We start from the raw sequence: 19732 nt of genomic DNA on the forward strand, positions 1-19732 counted from the left end.
CCCACCCGGCAATGTGCTAGAGTTTGGGGCGGTTAGCCGGTGGCCAGGACGGCCACCGCACTAACCACCAGCCCTGTCAGGCTCAACACCAGGGTCGAGAGAGTCCAGCTGCGCAAGGTTTCTGCTTCGCTGAGGTGGAATATCCGGCTGACCAGCCAGAAGCCGCTGTCATTGACGTGGGACAGGGCGCTGGCTCCTGCCGCAATTGCGACCACCACAAAGGCCCGGTCAAGTGGCGACATCTCGAGACCCGCCATCAGGGGGGCGGTCATGCCGGCGGCGGTGATCATGGCGACCGTGGCGCTGCCTTGGGCAACCCTTACAAGCAACGCCAGACAATAGCCCGCCAACAAGGGCGTCAGCCCCAGGGCCAAGGCCAGATGCGCCAATTGCGCCCCCGCCCCGGTATCGACGAGGACCTGTTTGAAGGCGCCCCCCGCGCCGGTGACGAGGATGACAGCGCCGGCAGGTTCCAGTGCCCGGGCAATGGCAAGATTGATCCGCTCACGCGCCTTGGTGTCGGACCGCACGGCGAAGAATGCCGTCAGCGCACAGGCCAGCAGAAGCGCGCCAAACGGGTGACCGACCAGATTTATCAGATCAACCCACCAGCCGTTGGCATCACCCAACCCTGTGATCGCGCGCAGCAGAATCAGGATCAGCGGTAACAGGATCAGCGCCAGAACCTGACCCGCCGGCATGACCGCCTCGCGGGTTTCCTCAACGTTCCCCGCCAAGCCCATCCCGGCGGGTAACTGGCCCACCCGTTCAAGGGCATTGGTGAGGAATGGACCCGCCAACAGCAAAGCCGGAATCCCGGTTATCAATCCGGCCAGAATGACCCATGCCAGATCGGCGCCGATGATCTCCGCCACTGCCACGGGACCCGGTGTGGGTGGGATGAATGCGTGCGCGATCGCCAAGCCAGCCAGAAGCGGCAGACCATAAGCCATGACAGGTTTACCGGCGCGTTGCGCCAACGCGACGGCCATTGGTGCCAGAATGATCAGTGCGACATCGAAAAACACCGGAATTGCGACGATCAGGCCGACCACACCCAGGGCGGTCTGACTGCCCCGGACACCACTGCGCCCTATGACCGCTGCGGCCAGATTGGGAAGGCCGCCACCCGCATCAAGAAGCGCGCCGAACAGGGCTCCCAGACCGACGATAACCGCAATGAATCCGAGTGTGCCGCCCATGCCGGTGGTTATGGTGGAATAGGCCTCCTCGGTCGGCATGCCCGCAGCCAGGGCCGCCGCGAGGGCGACGGCTATCAGCGCAGCGAATGCCGGCACCCGCCAGCGAAGGACGAGAAGGAGCAAGAGTGGAATGGCAAGGCCTGTCGCGATCAGCGGGCGCAGGCTCTGCGCCAGCTCGATCAGCTCCATTGCAAGCCTCGCACCGCTAGACGTATCCGCAAAAGGCGGTCCTGGGCCGTGATGTAGAGGTCATGACCATCTCCGCCGAATGCACAATTGGCCGTTGCGCTACCGGTCCGGATGCGGGCCAGCGCCCGCCCATCAGGTGCGAGGAGAAAGACACCGCCCGGCCCCGTCATCAACACATGCCCGCTCAGTGTGACAGCCATACCGTCGGGAAGTCCCGGATCACCAGCCGCCAGATAGGCCGTTCCGTCGAAGATGACGTCGCCACTCCCTGACACGCGCCCATCTTGCAGCGCGAAGCGGCGCAGGATTGGTGCATCGGGGTCAGACTGCGCAACATAAAGCCACGTCTCGTCCGGAGACAGGGCGACGCCGTTCGGGAAACTCATGGCGTCGGTCAGACGATAACATTGGCCATCCGGCTCAAGGCAATAGACGCCATTCCACGCCAACTCCTTGAGCGGTGAGGCGTCCAGCCCCTCCAGCCCGTAGGGCGGGTCGGTGAAATAGATCCGCCCATCGCGTGCGACAACGAGGTCATTCGGGCTGTTGAAACGCTGCGCTTCGAACCGGTCGATCAGGGTCACCCGCGACAGGTCGTCGAGATTCAGACGCTCGATTGACCGCGTTCCGTGATTACAGACATAGAGCTGATCATCCGCGCCGTACCACAGGCCATTGGCACCGGGCTCGCGCAAACCTGCAATGTTTTCAGGGGCAGCGCCTGACGGGTCCAGGAAGACCTCGAGGCCGGCCTCTGGAGACCATCGGAAGGCCTGGTTCTCCGGGACATCGGTGAAGTACAGACAATCCCGCGTCCGGTCCCAGGTCGGCCCCTCGGCCCAGGTGAACCCTTCGGCCAGGGTCTCCAGCTGCGCGCCTTGGCCAATCAGCGTTTCAGCAGCTGGATCCAGGATTTCCACCGCAGCTGGCTGTGTGGGGTTGGTTCGGGCACAGGCTGCCAGGCCGAGGCTGGCGCCTGAGGTGACAAGGAAGTCGCGGCGGCTCCACATCACTCCACCTCGGTCCGGGTCTCGATCGCCGATGCCGGCACGTCACTTGTCCCGCTCGCATCAACATGCACGCTGGCGCTTGCACGAAGATCAGCCGAGCTGGCACCGACATGGAACTGCAGCTCTCCGGCCTCGATGCGCCAGGCACCCGGACGTTCAAAGACGGCACTTTGGGCCGCTGTCAGATGGAAATGCACAGTTAGCCGCTCACCAGGCGAGAGCGAAATACGCCGGTATCCGCGAAGTTCCAGTTGCGGACGGGCCACAAAGGAAACCGGGTCACGCATGTAAAGCTGTACGACCTCGTCGGCCTCATACTCTCCGGTATTCGTGACATCAACGCTGAGATGATATCCGGACTCGTCACTTGTCGCGGAGAGCTCTCCATAGCTGAACGCGCTATAGCTCAGACCGTGGCCAAAAGGGAATTGCGGCGTGATGGGCTGGTCGTGATAACGGTTGGAATCCCGACCGAGGTCCGGGTCAGCTGGCCGTCCGCTGGGAAATTCTGAATATGTGTAGGGAACCGCGCCGGTCGCCCGCGGAAAGCTCACCGGCAGACGCCCTGACGGCGAAACATCCCCGTACACAATATCGGCCAGGGCCGGACCGGCCTCGACGCCCAGCATCCACGTATTCAAGATGGCGTCGGCGCGTTCGGCCAGGTTCGGAATGGCCAGTGGCCTGCCCGTCACAAGGACGACGATTACCGGCTTGCCGGTATTGAAAATCGCGTCGGCCAATGCCCGCTGACTGGCAGGCATGAAGAGGTCGGAGCGGCTGCGGGCTTCACCAGACAGGTCATAGTCTTCGCCTACCACCAGGACGACGCGGTCAGCACTCTCGGCGAGCGCGACAGCCTCTGCGATCCCGGTCAGATCATCATTGCCCGGATGGGCGCCCGCCGCGTGGAGGATTTCAACGCCCTCAGGCGCGCGGGTCTGCAACCCGTCCAGCAAGGTGACGACATCGTCGGGTCGACCCTGAGCCCGCCAGGAGCCCAGCTGGGTCCAGGCGTCAGTCGCCAAAGCACCGATAACCGCGACCCGCCCCGCACCCGCAGTCAGGGGAAGCGCATTATCGTCGTTCTTTAGGAGTACCATTGAACGCCCAGCCACATCCCGAGCCAGTGCCCGATGGTCCGGGGACAGCAATTCCGCCGTCTCCCGGGCCGTCTGGTGATAGGCCATGGGATTGTCGAACAGGCCCAGTCGCTCCTTGGCAGTAAGAACACGACCAACGGCAAGGTCGAGATCGGCCAGCAGCGCAGGTTCGGCCTCTATCGCCTGCCTCAGATCATTCACGAACACGGCACTTGTCATATCCATGTCGACCCCGGCCCGAAGCGCCAAGGCTCCCGCATCGGCGCGAGTCTCGGCGACACCATGATTGATGAGCTCGGCGATTGCATTCCAATCGCTTACGATCAGGCCATCGAAATCCCAGCGCCCTCGCAACGTGCCATCGATCAGGGTTTCGTTGGCGGTTGATGGGACGCCCGCAATGTCGTTGAACGCCGTCATCATCGACCCGCTTCCGGCGCGGCTCGCGGCATAAAACGGTGGCAGGTAGATTTCGTACAGGCTGCGCTCGGACAGATCCGCGGTCCCGTAGTCGCGGCCACCGGTCGGGACGCCATAGGCACCGAAATGCTTGGCGGTCGCGAGGATCGTGTCGGCTTGGGAAAGGTCACCGCCCTGATAGCCCGCAATTTGGGCTTCCGCCATGCGCGCGCCCAGATAAGGATCAGCACCACCACCTTCGACAATGCGCCCCCAACGTGGATCGCGGGCGATGTCGATCATCGGCGCGAATGTCCAGTGCAGGCCTGAAGCGCTTGCTTCCTCGGCGGAAACGCGGGCTGCCGCCTCCCAGTCCGCTTCGTCCCATGTGGACGCCATGGCGATCGGAACCGGAAAGATCGTGCGATAGCCATGCACGACATCCATCGCAAATAGCAACGGGATTCCAAGCCGGCTTTCCTCGACGGCGACCCGTTGCAGTGCAGCCAGGGGCTCTGCGCCCGCGACGTGCAGATAAGAGCCGACCTCTCCGCGCCGAACCCGGTCCAACTCATCATCGGTTAGTCGAGAGTTGAGGTTGCGACTGCGCCCACCGGCGGCCTGGTGCAATTGCCCCAGCTTCTCGTCAAGTGTCATGCTTGCGAGCAGCTCGGTTACGCGTGGCGAGAAGGCATTATTGTCGGGCAGACGGCTCTCGGCCGGTGCGCATGCCGCCAGAGCCACGGCCATGCACATCACCGTTACAGGTTTCAACATTCTTCCCCCTCGTCGAGACTTCGCCAGGCATCGGATCACGCTGAAAAGCCTTGCCGGTTGCCAAGCCGCCCCATTGTATCCGGCGATCTGACAGGCGGTTGCCGAAGCAGAAGGCGGCGACTACACCCCGATCGCTGACGTTATTGTCAACGTTGTCAATTCCGCCAAAATTGCGGATGTGTGGCGAATAGTCAAGCGTCGGGCGGGAAATGCGGGCTATCGCGCAGCTGTGTGATTTGGCGCTCCGTCCTGCAACCGCGCGAGCGCTCGCGCCACCAGTTCCTGTACAGGCTGATCAGCTGGCAGCTGGATCGCCTCTCGCGGTGGCTGCAGGGAATCGAACTGCGATTTCACCAGGCCGGCAGGCATGAAGTGGGAAGGCCTTGCCGCCACCCGTCGCGCGGCTTCAGCCGGGTCGATATCCAGCCAGAGCCAGATCAGTTTTCGCGGATTGTCCTCGCCCAGCCAGGCTTGGACGGTTGGGCTTAGGGCCGAACATGCCAACAGGATGTCCGGCTCCGCCCGTCTGTCGGCTTCCTTGCGGATAGCCCGTATCCATGCTTCCCGATCCGGGTCCGTCAACGGGATTCCATCTGCCATCCTGGCGATGTTGGCCGGTGAGTGGAACTCGTCGCCTTCCAGCACCGGCCACCCTGCCCGAGCCGCGAGAGCATTTGCGAGTGTGGTCTTGCCACACCCGCACACCCCCATGCAGACGATCAGCCTGCCCATTCCGTCACCAGAAGCGGATATAGATGGCCACCAGGATCGCGATTATCACCAAGCTGGCCAGGTTGAAGACAGGCTCGGTAGCGAAGCGGATGCCACTCAGGTCGACCGGCCGGTTTTCAGCCGGACGTCCTGTTAGCAGCGACACCAGCACACCGATCCCGACACAGAGCATGAAGACGATCCAGATCCGCACCACGAAAGGCAGGTCCAGCTCGGCCAGACCGAGGACGGCCAGCATGTTGGTGCCCACGCCACCCAGTGCTGCGGGATGCGCCAGCAGCCAGAACAGGAAGGACAGCAGGACCGACGAGATCAACAGGGCGAATGCGCCCATCGTGTTGGTCCGCTTCCAGAAGAATCCGAGCAGGAAGACGGCGACAACACCCGGCGCCACAAAGCCCGTATATTCCTGGATAGTCTGGAACGCACTTTCCATCCCGCCAAGGAAGGGTTGTGCCAGGACCAGTGCGATCAGCATGGCCGTGAACGCCGCCAGACGGCCCACGCCGACATAGTGCTGTTCGGATTTCTCCGGCCGCATGGACCGATACATGTCCATGGTGAAGATCGTTGAGATCGAATTCATCATGGACGCCAGGGACGATACGATCGCCGCAATCAGTGCCGCGAAGACGAGGCCACGAACACCGGTCGGCACAAGCGTCATCAGGACGCCGTAGGTACTGTCAGGCCGGTCGTCCAGAGCGGCCTGATCCAGCAGTCCGTTTTGAGCCAGGTATAGCGCTGCGATGCCGGGCACGACGACGATGACCGGGATCAACAATTTCAATCCGGCCGCGAATGCCAGGCCTTTGCGCGCCTCGCTGAGGCTCTTGGAACCAAGCGCACGCTGGATGATGTATTGATTGAAACCCCAATAGGAGAAATGCAGGACCCACAATCCGCCCAACAGTGTCCAGATCCCGGGGAGGTCGGAATAATTGGGATGATCGGAATTGAAGATCATTTCGAAATGAGCGGGGATCTCATTGATCAACAGGGTTGCGCCCATCCAGGCCCCTGCGCCGTCGCTGACCAGTCCCAGCGAAATCCAGGTGATCAACAGGCCGCCGACGATCAGCACAACGACCTGGACGATATCGGTCATGGCCACCGCTTTCAGGCCGCCATAGAGCGAGTAGACCACTGCAAACGCCGCAAGGGCGATCATGGCCGGCAGCACCGCCATGCCTGTTACCGCATTGAGCGCCAATCCACCCAGCCAAAGCACGCTCGTCAGATTGACGGCCGTATAGAGTGCGATCCAGAACACCGCCATGATCGACTTGACGCCCCCGCCAAAACGCTGGTCGAGGAATTGCGGCATCGTGTAGACATTGCGGTCCAGGAAGACCGGCAGGAAATACTTCGCGACAATCAGCAGGACAATCGCGGCCTGCCACTCATAGGCCGCAATGGCGAGGCCAACCACATAGCCCTGACCCGACATGCCAATGATCTGTTCGGCTGAGATGTTTGCGGCAATCAGTGAGGCGCCAACAGCCCACCAAGGCAGGGCCTTGCCAGCCAAAAAATAGTCTGTGGAATCCTTTTTGTGACCCGCCTTCTCGCGGCTCACCAGAAATGCAATGCCGATCAACGAAACAGCGTACGCTGCCACGATAATCAGGTCCAAGCTGGATAGGCTCATATTCCCCCCGTTTCGCCGTTGTTCGGCGATAGCTCTGCGCGCACTTCAGTGCGACTGATAACGTTGTCATAACGTTTGCCAATATAACGCGCCTGTCAATCCGCATGCGACGGCCCGATGAGGGCAATCTCGATCAGAAGCGGAGCCGCTGTGAAACGAATGGTCGGCCCGTATGTTGAGCCGGCAACGGACATCACTCGACGACCGCACCGCTCGATTCCACTGAAAAACCTCCTGCCGCTTGAGTGGTCGCCTTGGAAGGCGGCTTGAAATGCCGGATCGAACCAGGCATCGGAACGAGGGTAGCTGGTCCCGTTCCAAACGACTGAATCTGACGAACCATGTCAGTCGAAGGAGGCGACAAACACCCGTGCCTGCCAGGGCCCCAGCTCCATCTCGGTTGAGTCGTCGAAGTGCTGGATTTCCTCGCTCTGCCAGTCCCGGTAGGCACCCTGATGCGGCCCCGCGCCAAGCGTAACGACAACCGCAGAGTCGGTGAAATTGATCATACTGAGAACAGCGCTGTTCTCGTTGCGCCGGACAAAGCTGAACACGGCCTCTTCCCGGGAATTCGGTACGCCTTGCATCGGCGCCCCTGCCGCGCCCGCCCAGAGCGCGCTATTGCCATGCCGCAGGGCAACCAACTGGGTGAACAACGTGTTCAATGGATGGTCTCGCCAGACAATCGGGTCTCGCTCGAAGAAGGCGAGACGATGCTCATTTCCCGCTTCCTGCCCGTTATAGATCAGGGGGATGCCCGAGCCGGTGAAGGACAGGATGATGGCAGCCTCGAGGGCGTCCCCGAAACGTTCAAACTGGGTTCCTTCCCAGGAATTCTGGTCATGGTTCGACGTGTAGCGCATGCGATAAGCGTCGCGAGGCCAGGTGTTGGCCTCATCGTAGAAATAGTGCCCGCGCAAGGCACCGGCATCGGCGTGACCCATGGCGACGTCGTGCATCATGTTGTTCCATGTCCAGGAATAAGTGGCATCGAACGCCTCGCGGTGCAGGTCGCGCTGTTCCCATTCGGCCAGCATGAAGACCGGCCGGATGGCGTCGAGCTCGGCGCGGACGCGCTCCCAGAAATCGATCGGGACAAATCCGGCCACATCGCATCGGAAGCCGTCAATGCCGACCTCACGGACCCAGAAGGCCATGCTCTCGGCCATGTAGTCGCGCAGTTCGACATTGGTGTAGTCAAAATCGGCGACATCACTCCAATTGGTGCTGGGCGGCGGCTGGATTTCGCCGCGCCAGTCACGTGAATACCAGTCGGGATGGGCATCGACGAGCGGGCTGTCCCAGGCCGAGTGGTTGGCAACCCAGTCGAGAATGACATGAAAGCCGAGATCATGGGCCTCGGCGATGAAGGCGCGCATGTCGTCCATCGTGCCGAGTTCCGGATTGACGGCCCGGTAGTCGCGGATGGAGTAGGGGCTGCCCAGTTCGCCCTTCCGGGCCTCGATACCGATCGGCTGCACGGGCATCAGCCAGAGAATGTCGACGCCAAGCTCGGCCAGGCGGGGAAGTTCTGCCTGTGCAGCCGCGATCGAGCCTTCGTCGGTAAACTGGCGCAGATTGATCTGATAGAGCACCGCGTCATGGCTCCATTCAGGGTGATCGATCCGGACCAGGTCCGCCCCGCTTGTTTCCGTCGGAACAGATTGCGCAATGCCCGGCGGCGCCAGTGCGATAACGGCCAACATAGCGGCCAGTGCTGTTCGAATGGCGGACATGTCACACTCCCATGATCGACAGGAATTATTGACCATCTTTGCATAAATTTGCAATGCCTGGGCCGGGACAAATTGTGATTATTTCTAACTTATAGGACAATCATAATTGTGCGTTGCGGCATGAAATTTTCACGCTTTGCGCGCGCCGCGGCATCGACAGGAGGCATCGAGATCGGTCAAGGTGGCATTCGCCCGTCAAACCAGCCACGAGCCGTATTCATGAGCACAACACCGAAGGGCCCGGCGCCCGGATTGCCCCGCATTGCCATTATCGGCGGAGGCTCGGCAGGATGGATGACGGCGGCCGCGATCATCAATGCCACGAAGGGCGCGGCCTCGCTCACCCTGGTTGAGTCAGAACAGATCGGTGTGGTCGGGGTGGGGGAAGCGACTATCCCGCCGATCAAGCTGTTTAACCAGATGCTCGGGATCGACGAAAATGACTTCGTGCGAGCCACCAATGGTTCTTTCAAGCTGGGCATCGAGTTTGTCGACTGGTCCCGCAAGGGGCAGCGCTATTTCCATCCGTTCGGCACACATGGCCGGGATTTCGACTCCGTCCCGCTCTATCAATACTGGTTGCGCGAGCGTAAGCGGGGCGATGACACCCCGCTCGACGCCTATTCAATGGCCTGGGAGATAGCCCGGCAAAACCGCTTCTCACCCCCCGCCAGGGACCCTCGCCTGGTGCAGTCTACCTTCGACTACGCCTATCATTTCGATACCATCTTGTACGGTCAGTTCCTGCGGCGTTATGCCGAAACGCGTGGCGTGGTGCGCCAGGAAGGCCGTGTGGTCGATACGCGCCGGACCGAGACGGGCGACGTGGAGGCGGTGATGCTCGAAGGCGGGCGCGCCGTGGAGGCCGACTTCTTTATTGATTGCACCGGGTTTTTCGGCCTCTTGATCGAGCAGGTCCTGGAGACCGGCTATGAGGACTGGACCCATTGGCTGCCTTGCGACCGCGCCGTCGCAGTGCCCTGTGAGGGCGTCGGTGATTTCACGCCCTATACCCGGTCGACCGCCCGCGAGGCCGGCTGGCAGTGGCGCATCCCGCTTCAGCACCGGACGGGCAATGGCCATGTCTATGCCAGCCAGTTCATCAGCGATGAAGCGGCAACCGACACCCTGCTCGCCAATCTGGACGGCGAGCCGCTGGCCGATCCGCGGCTCTTGCGCTTCACCACTGGCCGGCGGCGAAAATTCTGGAACCGCAATGTCGTCGCGCTCGGTCTTTCAGCCGGGTTCATGGAACCGCTTGAGTCGACCAGCCTCCATCTAATCCAGACAGGCATCAATCGCTTGTTGGCTTTGTTTCCTGGCACCGGAGACACACAGAAGGAGGCTGCCGAATTCAATCGGCTGACCGGAGAGGAATACGAGCGCATCCGCGACTTCCTGATCCTCCACTATCATGCCACGACCCGGGATGACGCGCCGCTCTGGCGCCACACAGCCAACATGGCGATCCCCGACAGCCTCGCCTGGCGCATGGAACACTATCGCGCCAATGGTCGCCTCGTATCGCCCGGGACCGAACTGTTTCTCAATCCGTCCTGGATGGCCGTCTATGCCGGTCAGGAGATCGAACCGGCCGGCCTGGACCCGTTGGCGGCCGCCAGTCCGGTGGACGGTGCGCAACGACTCGCCGGATTGCGCAGGGTGATGGCGGAGGCCACGGCGCCGGTTCCCGATCACCGGGACTATATCGAGCGCTTCTGCACAGCTGCGGTCTAGGCCGGGACAGAGCTAGGCGTCGGCCGCTGCCGGGCAATGCCTGGCCAGATAGTCCGCATGCGGCGGCAGAGTGGCCGCGGCCTGCCCGACGATCTTTAGGATATCGCCGAGAAAGCCTGCCAGCTGATCAGATGGCAAGGCATCGGCTATGGGGTGATAGCCACGCGGCATCAACCCCTGGCCCAGCATGACCTGGAGCCAGCTTGAGTCGGTGAACAGGTCTTCTTCGCGATGGTAGAGGCGACCATTGGCGCGGAACAGGTCCATCTTGGCGGTCAAACTGTCGGGCACCGACATGGCCGCACAATCCTGCCAGAAGTCGGAGTCGGTCCGCTCGTTTAGATGGTAGTGCAAGATGATGAAGTCGCGAACGCGCTCATATTCGAGCACCATCTGGCGATTGTATTCGGTCCGGTCGGCTGCTGCGATGTCGCCATCGGGGAACATCGCGATCAGGCGGCTGATGCCGGACTGGACCAGGTGGATGGATGTCGATTCAAGGGGCTCAAGAAAGCCGGACGCCAGACCGAGTGCGACAACATTGCGGTTCCAGAATTGTTTGCGGCGCCCGGTCACGAAGCGGATCATGCGCGGCTCGGCCAGCGGCTTCCCTTCCAGATTGTCCAGCAGGGTGTCGGTCGCCTCTGCTTCGCTCATATGGGCGCTGGAAAAGACATGGCCATTGCCTGTCCGGTGCTGCAGCGGGATGCGCCACTGCCAGCCCGCCTTATGGGCAATCGATTGCGTGTAGGGACGGATAGGGGCCGCCTCGTTCGAGCTTGGGACCGGGATGGCTCGGTCGCAGGGTAGCCAATGGGTCCAGTCCTCATAGCCGGTCTCCAGAGCCTGCTCGATCAGCAGGCCCCGGAATCCGGAGCAATCGATGAACAGGTCGGCGGCCAGTTCGCGGCCATCCTGCAGGCAAACTTTGGAAACGTCACCGGTTTGCGGATCCTGCCGGCAGGTCTCGATCAAGCCTTCAATGCGCGAAACCCCACGCTGTTCAGCGTATTCGCGAAGGAAACGCCCATAGAGAGTCGCGTCGAAATGATAGGCATAGCCAATACCCGACAGCGGCGAACTTCCGACTTTTTCCATCGGCGCGAACCGCATGTCCCGGGCTGCCGCGGTGTTGAGGCAATAGTCCCACAAACTTGTGGTCGCCCCCTCGCTCCGCTCCCTCAGCCAGTAGTGGTGGAAGGGGACCTGCTGCAGGTTGAGGCCGATGGACCCGAAATTGTGGAGGTAGGCAGCCCCCTTGCGATGCCAGTCGATGAATTCGATTCCAAGTTTGAAGGACCCGTTTGTGCGGGCCACAAAATCGCGTTCTTCAATGCCCAGCGCCGCATTCAGATGCTTGATCTGAGGGATGGTCGCTTCGCCGACGCCGACCGTGGCGATCTGGTCTGATTCAACCAGGGTGATGGACAGCGACGGACCGAGGAAGCGTGACAGGGCCGCGGCCGCCATCCAGCCGGCGGTTCCTCCGCCAACAATCAGGACGGATTTGATGCGGTTTGGCTTCATGCAAACTCACCTTGATCGACTGATCCCGGACCTGGGCGTCGCGGGACAGCCAGTTTGACCTGCTGGCTGACAAAGAAAAGCCCCTGCCCGCGAAAGCAGGCAGGGGCAGGATCAATCCCTTCGGGAAGGAATCGGACTATCGGCGCCAGCTGAAGCCGATGAGGTAGGTCGCGCCATATTGCTGATAGTCCTTCACTTGGCGCGGGTCGTCGTTCAGATAGCTGACGAAGGCTTCATCGGTCAGGTTATTACCCTGCGCGAAGATGGACAGACCCTCAAACTGACCAGGGCCGAATTCATATCCGATCTGCGCATCAATGACCGACTCGGCTTCGATGTTACGGAATTCACGGTTGGCACCGAAGCCAGTGACTTCACCAAGGAATTCCGAACGCCAGCGGTTCGAGACACGGGCTTCAAATCCGCCGCGCTCGTAATAGACAGTCAGGTTGCCGACATTCTCAGACAGGCCCGGAATTGCGATCGGTGCCTGGTTCGGGTCCGGCTGGACCTCGCTCTCCGTATAGGAGTAGCTGGCCAGCAGGCCGAAGCCGTCAAGCCACGGAGCAACCGCGTCGCCCGGGATGTTGGTGGCCACTTCGATACCGCGGATATAGCCACCATCGGTATTGACCGGTTCGTAGAGAATGCCGGTCGTGATGTCCGGGTTGGCAGCAATGAAGGCGCTGTCAAAGATCGCGTTGGCGGCATCCGTCATGTCGATCTGGCGGGCCGAGGAACCGAACACGTAATTGTCGATATCCTTGTTGAAGATGGCGGCCGAGATATAACCGCCGCCGTCCGCGAAATAATGTTCGACCGACAGGTCAATCGCGTCGGCGGTGACCGGACGCAGACGTGGTGAGCCACCCGAAACCGTCAGGCAGGACTGGCCGCCTGCGATATCGTAATTGGCTGCATTGAAGGCCGGATTACCGGTGCCATCATTGGTCGTGCAGACCTGATTATTGATGCCGATTTCCTGGGAAGCCCGAAGCTCGTCCATACGCGGGCGGGCCATGGTGCGCGCAGCACCGACGCGGACAAAGGTGTTTTCGGCGACTTCAAAGGAGAAGTTGGCACTCGGCAGGATGTGCGAGTAGCTCTCCGATTCCGTATAGCTCAGCAGGGCGCCCTGGCCGGCGCGCGGGCCGGTGGAGGATTGCTCGGTGTGCACGATCTGGAGACCGAAATTGCCGCGGACCGGCGTGTCGCCAAGGAAGGAATCCACATTGGCCTGGAGGTAACCGATCACTTGCTGCTCTTCCACGTCCCAGGATTTGGTCAGGACGTCGGCATTGAGGTTCGGGCGCAAGGAGTAGACGCCGCTGTTCAGGAGCGAGATCGGGTCATAGCTGACCATGCCGGCAATGCCGATAAAGTCGAGGCTGGTCGGCTCAAGTAGCAGGTTGGACGGGATTGCCGTTGTATTGGTGGCGCCGCCATTGGCGAGATCGATGAAGTCCTCGACCGAACGCTTGGTTTTCTCGCGGTCCGTCGTGTACAGGCCCACCTCGACGCTCGAGAAGAAGCCTTGGGAAATTTCCCGCTCGGCTTCGACGCGCAGAGCCGTCAGCGTATCCTCGGTCGACGGACGCTTGATGAAACCGACCTGACCCCAACCCTGCGGATCGGTCAGCAGCATCAGGCTCGGATCGGCATAATCCAGGCTGGAACCGAAGACAAAGCCGCCGCTGCCGCCAAGTTCGAAGGCCATCGTGTCGGATGCGCCGGTTCCGTAGCCGGAGCCGGTACCGGCATAGGATTCATAATCCGTGTCGTCGCGGGAGACGCTTGAGTAGGAAAGGTCGAGCGACCCGGTCCAGTGCTCATTGAGCGTCTGTTCGTGATTGATGCCGAAAGACATGACATCGGCTTCACGGAAGCGAGTGTCATTGCGAACCACGCCTTGCACGCCGGAGAACGTACCCGCGGTAACCAGGCCATCTTCGGTGGTGTAGCCCGGCTGCAGGGACGCGCCACTCCAGGCCAGGGGCAGCTCGATGCCGCGGAGGATACCGGTATCTTCAAACTGCGAATAGAAGGCGTCGATCGTGGTGTGGGAGTTCGCATTCGGCTCGAATTCCAGCGTGCCGACGAAGGCGGTACGCTCGAGCTCGCGGCTCTCGACATAAGGCTTGGCGCCGCCCAGAAGCAGGTCGCCAGCGCCGACGGTGGGGTAGCCCCAGGCATCCCAGCGTTCGCTTTGCGTCGGCGAGGACTGGGTGGCAAAGCCAATGGCCAGGCCGATCGTGTCATCGGCGAACTGATCGATGTAGAAACCGGTCAGGCGGTGACCGCTGTCTTCGGAACCAGCATTCAAGGCGCCGTAGTTATTCCACTCATAGCGGGCCGACAGGGCGATGGTCTGCTCGTCTCTGTCGAGCGGGCGCACCGTGCGCAGGTCGGCGGTGCCAGCCAGGCCTTGGCCGACCAGCTGCGCGTCCGGCGTCTTGTAGACAACGACAGAACTGAGAAGCTCGGACGGATACTGGTCGAATTCAACGCCACGATTGTCGCCGGCGGTGACCTGCTCACGACCGTTGAGAAGAGCGGTTGTGAAATCCGGGCCAAGACCGCGAACCGAAATAACCTGGGCACGTCCGCGAAGGCGCTGGGCTGCAAGACCCGGCAGACGGGCCAATGACTCGGCGATCGAGTTGTCGGGCAGGCGCCCGATATCTTCAGCGGAGATGGCCTCGACGATGGACGTCGATTCCCGCTTGACCGCGATCGAGTTCTCGATGGCGCTGCGGAAGCCCGTGACGGTGATGACATCACTCGCCTGGTCGTCAGCATCGTCCTGTGCCGAAGCCGGTGCGGCCAAGGTCATGGACAGGGCCAATGTGGATGCCGCACTGGCCATCAGCCAGTCACGACGCGTGGTGCGTTGATTGATCATTTAGTCCTCCCTCCGGCGTGTCGACACGAGAACTGTCGCCGCCATTCGAATGCAAATTAGTGAAAATTGAGACTGGGAGCAACAAGCAATATTGCTTTTTGTTCACGCGAGGGCGAGGTGATGCGTTGATGTTACACTGCGCGTGCACGGCATATTTGTTGTTATAGTGCAGAAAGGGAGCCGAAACTCTGATTGACAACGTTGCGGTCAAAATGCAATTTTTTGCAAAATTGCTAAAAGATGCGATTGCAAGCATCGTGGTAGGTCAGCGCCGTGTGGCGTGGGGAGGACTGAGTGGAGCTGGACGCGCAATCCGAGCAGCGGCCGAAGGAACAGCCGACGTCTGATTGGTGGAAGGGAGCGGTGATCTATCAGATCTACCCGCGAAGCTTCTATGACTCGAACGATGACGGCGTTGGGGACCTTCCCGGCATTACCGCCCGGCTTGACCACGTCGCATCCTTGGGTGTCGATGCCATCTGGCTATCGCCCTTCTTTACCTCGCCGATGAAGGATTTCGGCTACGACGTCGCGGACTATCGTGGTGTCGACCCGATCTTCGGAACACTGGCGGATTTCGACGCGCTGCTGGCCCGCGCCCATGCCTTGGGCCTCAAGGTGCTCATCGACCAGGTCTATTCCCACACATCCGAGGATCATGCCTGGTTCCAGAAAAGCCGGACCAGCCGCTCGACCGAAAAGTCCGACTGGTATGTCTGGGCCGACGCAAAGCCGGATGGGTCACCACCCAATAACTGGCAATCCGTGTTTGGTGGCCCGTCCTGGACCTGGGATGCCCGACGCGGCCAGTACTACATGCACAATTTCCTGCCGGAACAGCCGGACCTCAATGTCCATAATCCGGACGTGCAGGCCGAACTGCTTGATACGATGGCATTCTGGCTGGACCGAGGCGTCGACGGGATCCGGCTCGATGCGGTCAATTTCATGATGCACGACCCGGCGCTGCACGATAATCCTCCGGTCAAGAATGACGGCAGCAAGCGCACGCGCTCCTTCGATTTCCAGCACCATTATTTCAATCAGTCCCATCCCGACATTCCCGCCTTCCTGGAGCGCATGCGTGCGCTGGCGGACAGTTATGACGGGCGCTTTCTGGTTGCCGAGGTCGGTGGCGAGCGCGCCCAGGAGGAGATGGAACTCTACACCCGACGCCCGGGTCGACTGCACTCTGCCTATGGCTTTCTCTACCTGTATGCCGAAGCGCTGGACCCGGAACTGGTCCGTTCCGCAATCGACCTGTGGCCATCGGATGGCGTCACGGGTTGGCCCTCCTGGACCTTCTCGAACCATGATGCGCCGCGCGCAGTGTCGCGATGGGCGGCCGAAGCCGATCGCGAGGCCTTCGCCAATATGGCGCTCCTGCTACTGGTAGCCATGCGCGGCAATGTCTTCATCTATCAAGGCGAAGAATTGGGACTGCCCCAGGCCATCGTCCCGTTCGACAGACTGCAAGACCCCGAAGCCATCGCCAATTGGCCGCAGACGCTCGGCCGTGACGGCGCTCGCACACCGATGCCGTGGCAGAAATCGGCCAGACATGGCGGGTTCTCGGGTGCGGAGCCGTGGCTGCCGGTGGACAGCCGCCACTATGATCTTGCGGTGGACGCTCAGGAGACTGACACCAAATCGACGCTGAACCTGGCCCGGCGCTTTGTTCGCCTGCGGGCGCAATACCCGGTCCTGCGGACCGGTGCGATGCGCATGTCCACAGCCGCAAGAGGCGGCGTCCTGGCCTTTGAACGGGGAAGTGGCGACGATGCCATCCTGTGTGTCTTCAATCTGACGCCGGAAGAGGCCGACTGGTCGTTGCCAGCCGGCTGGCGCATCATTGAGCAGATCAATTCCGACCGCTCAGAGGGCGCTCTGCCCGCATTCGCCGGCCTGATCGCCAGTCGCACCTGAGCGATCAGCCGCCGCAGCTTTCGCGAATGATGAGGTCTGTCGCGAGGCGCTCCGAGCGACGGGCTTGAGGCCCGCGGAAATCGAGCAGCTTTGACAACATCAGGCGGCCCGCCGCGACCATATCCTGATCCACCGTGGTCAGGGCCGGGCGGGAGTAGCGGCTGAAGGACACATTGTCATACCCGACTACGGACACGTCACCGGGAACCGATACACCAGCGAGTTGAAGGGCGCGCAAGGCGCCAAACGCAACGACGTCACTGGCCGCGATGATGCCGTCAAACGGAACCCCGTTCTTGATCAGCGCTTCCACCGAAGCCTCTGCCGACTCGATGTCGAAATGAGACGGTATGACCAGGTCGTCATCGGCCTGGAGTCCGGCCGCCAGCAGCGCGTCCCGATATCCGCGAAAACGCTGCATCACTTCCGGCGCGTCTGACTGGCCAAGGAAGACGATTTTCTCGCGGCCCAGGCGGATCAGGTGCTGGGTGGCGCGACGGCCGCCGGTGACATTGTCGCTGCCAACTGAGCAATAGCGCTGCTCCGGCAGCTCGGCACCCCAGACGACGAAGCGCTTCTCGGTTTCTGCCAGCCGATTGAAGGCGCCATGCAGATTGGATTGACCCACGAAAATGACACCGTCAGCCCGGTGAGTTGTCATTGCCATGTGGAGATCGTCATAGCTGGCAGGCGCGACATGGGAGATGTGGACATCGCATTCGCGCTCCCGAGCCGCATCGCCGACACCGGTCAGGAGTTCGAAGAAGAACGGATCGGACAATCGGGTGTCTCGTCCCTGGGGGCGGGGCACAACGATGGATATCGTGGCCTTGGCACCAATCGGTCCGGCCGGCATATGGCGTCGAAACGGGTAGTCGAGCTCGCGAGCCAGCTTCCAGATCGCCTGTTTGGTGCGCATGTTCACAGACGGGCTGTCATTCAGCGCCCGTGAGGCTGTGGAAACGGAAACGCCGGCGCGTTGCGCCAGATCCTCCAAGCGTGTCGGTTTTTTGCTCACGTCTCGATCCAAACCTCTAAAATCATTGACATCAGAAATGCACGTGATGCGCAAAACTGGCAAGTTCACCCTGACTGACAGCAGGCTGACCATCAGAGCGCGTATTTGAAAGTTTTTGCGCTAACCTGACAAGACGGCTCAGAGAATATCGCCTTGCCAGCGGCGAATGATACCGAATTTAGTTGTTATATTTCAGGTTATTGAATGAGGCTATCGACAAGAGTAACCGGACCGGTCAGGATATGAAAAATTATGAAAACGGGAGGTTGTCGTGCATAAGCCGACACTGGGATTCTGGCACATTTGGAACATGTCATTCGGGTTCTTTGGCATCCAGATTGCCTTCGCGCTGCAAAACACGAATGTCAGCCGGATTTTTCAGACTTTGGGCGCGCCGATCGAGACTTTGCCCCTGCTCTGGCTGGCGGCGCCGCTGACCGGACTGCTGGTCCAGCCGGTCATCGGCTATTTCTCGGACCGGACCTGGACGAAGCTCGGTCGCCGGCGGCCATACTTCCTCGCCGGCGCCATCCTGACCACGCTGGCGCTTCTGGTCATGCCGAACTCGCCCATGCTGTGGCTGGCCGCGGTCATGCTCTGGCTCCTGGACGCCTCCATCAACGTGTCGATGGAGCCATTCCGGGCCTTTGTCGGGGACATGTTGCCCAGCCGGCAGCGCACCCAGGGCTTCGCCATGCAGACGATCTTTATCGGTGCCGGCGCCACGGTCGCATCGGCAGCCACCTGGATCCTGTCTGACATCTTCGGTGTCTCCGCCGTGGCGGCAGCCGGCCAAATCCCGGACAATGTGAAATACTCCTTCTACATTGGTGCTTTCGCCCTGTTTGCCTCGGTGATGTGGACGGTTCTGACCAGTCGGGAATACCCGCCGGAAGAGCTGGCCGCCTATGATGAGGCAGAGCGCACCTCCATGGGCCTGCCCCGCGACCCCGAGCGCCCTCCCCAATCGAGCAGTCGCTATCTGGGCTCCGGAATTGGCTATCTGATCGCTGGCCTGGTCGCCAGCGCGGCGGTTTACCGCTTCAATGGCGCCCAGGAGCTCTACGTGCTCACGGGGGGTGTGGCCGCACTGGGGGCCGGCTTCATCCTGCATACGGTGCTGCGCGCTATTGGTCAGACCGAGAACTTCTTCAGTCATGTGCTGGAAGATCTCAACACCATGCCGACCGTCATGAAGCGTCTCGCCTGGGTCCAGTTCTTCTCCTGGGCGGCCCTGTTCATGATGTGGATCTACTCCACCCCGGCTGTAACGAGCTTCCATTTCGGCGCTGTCGACACGAGTTCAGAAGCCTATTCGGAAGGGGCTAACTGGGTCGGCCTCCTGTTCGCGACCTATAACGGGATCGCGGCGGTCTATGCCCTGCTCCTGCCGATGATGGCGAAACGGTTCAATCGCCGTGTGACGCACGCGATCAATCTCGTGATCGGCGGCGTGTCACTGGCCTCCTTCTACTTCATCACCGACCCGACCCTGTTGTGGATCTCGATGATCGGGGTTGGCATTGTCTGGGCTTCGATCCTGACCATGCCCTATGCCATCCTGTCCGACGCCCTGCCGGCCGAAAAAATGGGGGTCTATATGGGGATTTTCAATTTCTTCATCGTGATCCCGCAGATCGTGGTCGGCAGCCTGATGGGTATCGCCCTGCGCATTCTGCTGGGGAACGAGCCGATCCATGCCTTCCTGGTCGCCGGTGCCTCACTGGGCCTGGCAGCGCTCGCGGTGATTTTCGTGCCTGGACGGCGGGTGTCGTCCACGACGGAAGCAGGACCAACTGCCTGATCGCACGACCGGTTCAGCA

At 61.2% G+C, this 19732-nt stretch carries 12 protein-coding genes; 3 read left to right on the forward strand and 9 right to left on the reverse strand.

Features of this window, described 5'->3' with window-relative positions; genetic code table 11:
• Window positions 1-32: 32 nt before the first annotated feature.
• The 6 genes from MMAR10_RS14060 to MMAR10_RS14085 form a co-directional block, all read right to left on the reverse strand.
• A complete protein-coding gene (locus tag MMAR10_RS14060; protein ID WP_011644657.1) occupies window positions 33-1391 on the reverse strand; it encodes a GntP family permease in 1359 nt (452 codons plus the stop codon).
• Window positions 1382-2401 carry an SMP-30/gluconolactonase/LRE family protein gene (locus MMAR10_RS14065; protein ID WP_011644658.1) on the reverse strand — a complete coding sequence of 340 codons (1020 nt, stop codon included), beginning with the start codon at window positions 2399-2401 and terminating at the stop codon, window positions 1382-1384. Before MMAR10_RS14065 ends, MMAR10_RS14060 begins: the two co-directional genes overlap by 10 nt.
• Complete coding sequence (locus tag MMAR10_RS14070; protein WP_011644659.1) at window positions 2401-4680, reverse strand: glycoside hydrolase family 3 N-terminal domain-containing protein; 2280 nt, start codon at window positions 4678-4680, stop codon at window positions 2401-2403. Before MMAR10_RS14070 ends, MMAR10_RS14065 begins: the two co-directional genes overlap by 1 nt.
• A 216-nt stretch (window positions 4681-4896) precedes the next feature.
• The gene (locus MMAR10_RS14075) at window positions 4897-5412 is read right to left on the reverse strand and encodes a gluconokinase (protein ID WP_011644660.1); all 516 of its coding nucleotides are present in this window, start codon (window positions 5410-5412) and stop codon (window positions 4897-4899) included.
• A 4-nt stretch (window positions 5413-5416) separates the two neighbouring features.
• The gene (locus tag MMAR10_RS14080; RefSeq protein ID WP_011644661.1) at window positions 5417-7063 is read right to left on the reverse strand and encodes a sodium/sugar symporter; all 1647 of its coding nucleotides are present in this window, start codon (window positions 7061-7063) and stop codon (window positions 5417-5419) included.
• A 344-nt stretch (window positions 7064-7407) separates the two neighbouring features.
• Window positions 7408-8799, reverse strand: coding sequence for an alpha-amylase family glycosyl hydrolase (locus MMAR10_RS14085; protein ID WP_011644662.1), 1392 nt, complete (start codon window positions 8797-8799; stop codon window positions 7408-7410).
• 219 nt (window positions 8800-9018) lie between these two features.
• Here MMAR10_RS14085 and MMAR10_RS14090 point away from each other — a divergent pair, with 219 nt between their 5' ends.
• Window positions 9019-10536, forward strand: coding sequence for a tryptophan halogenase family protein (locus tag MMAR10_RS14090; protein ID WP_011644663.1), 1518 nt, complete (start codon window positions 9019-9021; stop codon window positions 10534-10536).
• Window positions 10537-10548: 12 nt separating this feature from the next.
• Here MMAR10_RS14090 and MMAR10_RS14095 read toward each other — a convergent pair whose 3' ends face one another.
• Both MMAR10_RS14095 and MMAR10_RS14100 read right to left on the reverse strand, forming a co-directional pair.
• The gene (locus MMAR10_RS14095; protein ID WP_011644664.1) at window positions 10549-12063 is read right to left on the reverse strand and encodes a tryptophan halogenase family protein; all 1515 of its coding nucleotides are present in this window, start codon (window positions 12061-12063) and stop codon (window positions 10549-10551) included.
• 136 nt (window positions 12064-12199) lie between these two features.
• A complete protein-coding gene (locus tag MMAR10_RS14100; RefSeq protein ID WP_011644665.1) occupies window positions 12200-14965 on the reverse strand; it encodes a TonB-dependent receptor in 2766 nt (921 codons plus the stop codon).
• A 294-nt stretch (window positions 14966-15259) separates the two neighbouring features.
• Between MMAR10_RS14100 and MMAR10_RS14105 the strand changes: the two genes are divergently transcribed.
• Window positions 15260-16891: an alpha-glucosidase gene (locus MMAR10_RS14105; RefSeq protein WP_011644666.1), complete on the forward strand. Its 1632-nt coding sequence runs from the start codon at window positions 15260-15262 to the stop codon at window positions 16889-16891.
• Between the two features lie 4 nt (window positions 16892-16895).
• Here the strand turns inward: MMAR10_RS14105 and MMAR10_RS14110 are convergent, their stop codons facing one another.
• On the reverse strand, window positions 16896-17909 hold the full coding sequence (locus MMAR10_RS14110) for a LacI family DNA-binding transcriptional regulator (protein WP_011644667.1): 1014 nt from the start codon (window positions 17907-17909) through the stop codon (window positions 16896-16898).
• Window positions 17910-18219: 310 nt separating this feature from the next.
• Here MMAR10_RS14110 and MMAR10_RS14115 point away from each other — a divergent pair, with 310 nt between their 5' ends.
• Window positions 18220-19713, forward strand: coding sequence for an MFS transporter (locus MMAR10_RS14115; RefSeq protein ID WP_150099883.1), 1494 nt, complete (start codon window positions 18220-18222; stop codon window positions 19711-19713).
• Window positions 19714-19732: the final 19 nt, after the last annotated feature.

Source organism: Maricaulis maris MCS10 (genome assembly GCF_000014745.1).
Classification (GTDB): Bacteria; Pseudomonadota; Alphaproteobacteria; order Caulobacterales; family Maricaulaceae; genus Maricaulis; species Maricaulis maris_A.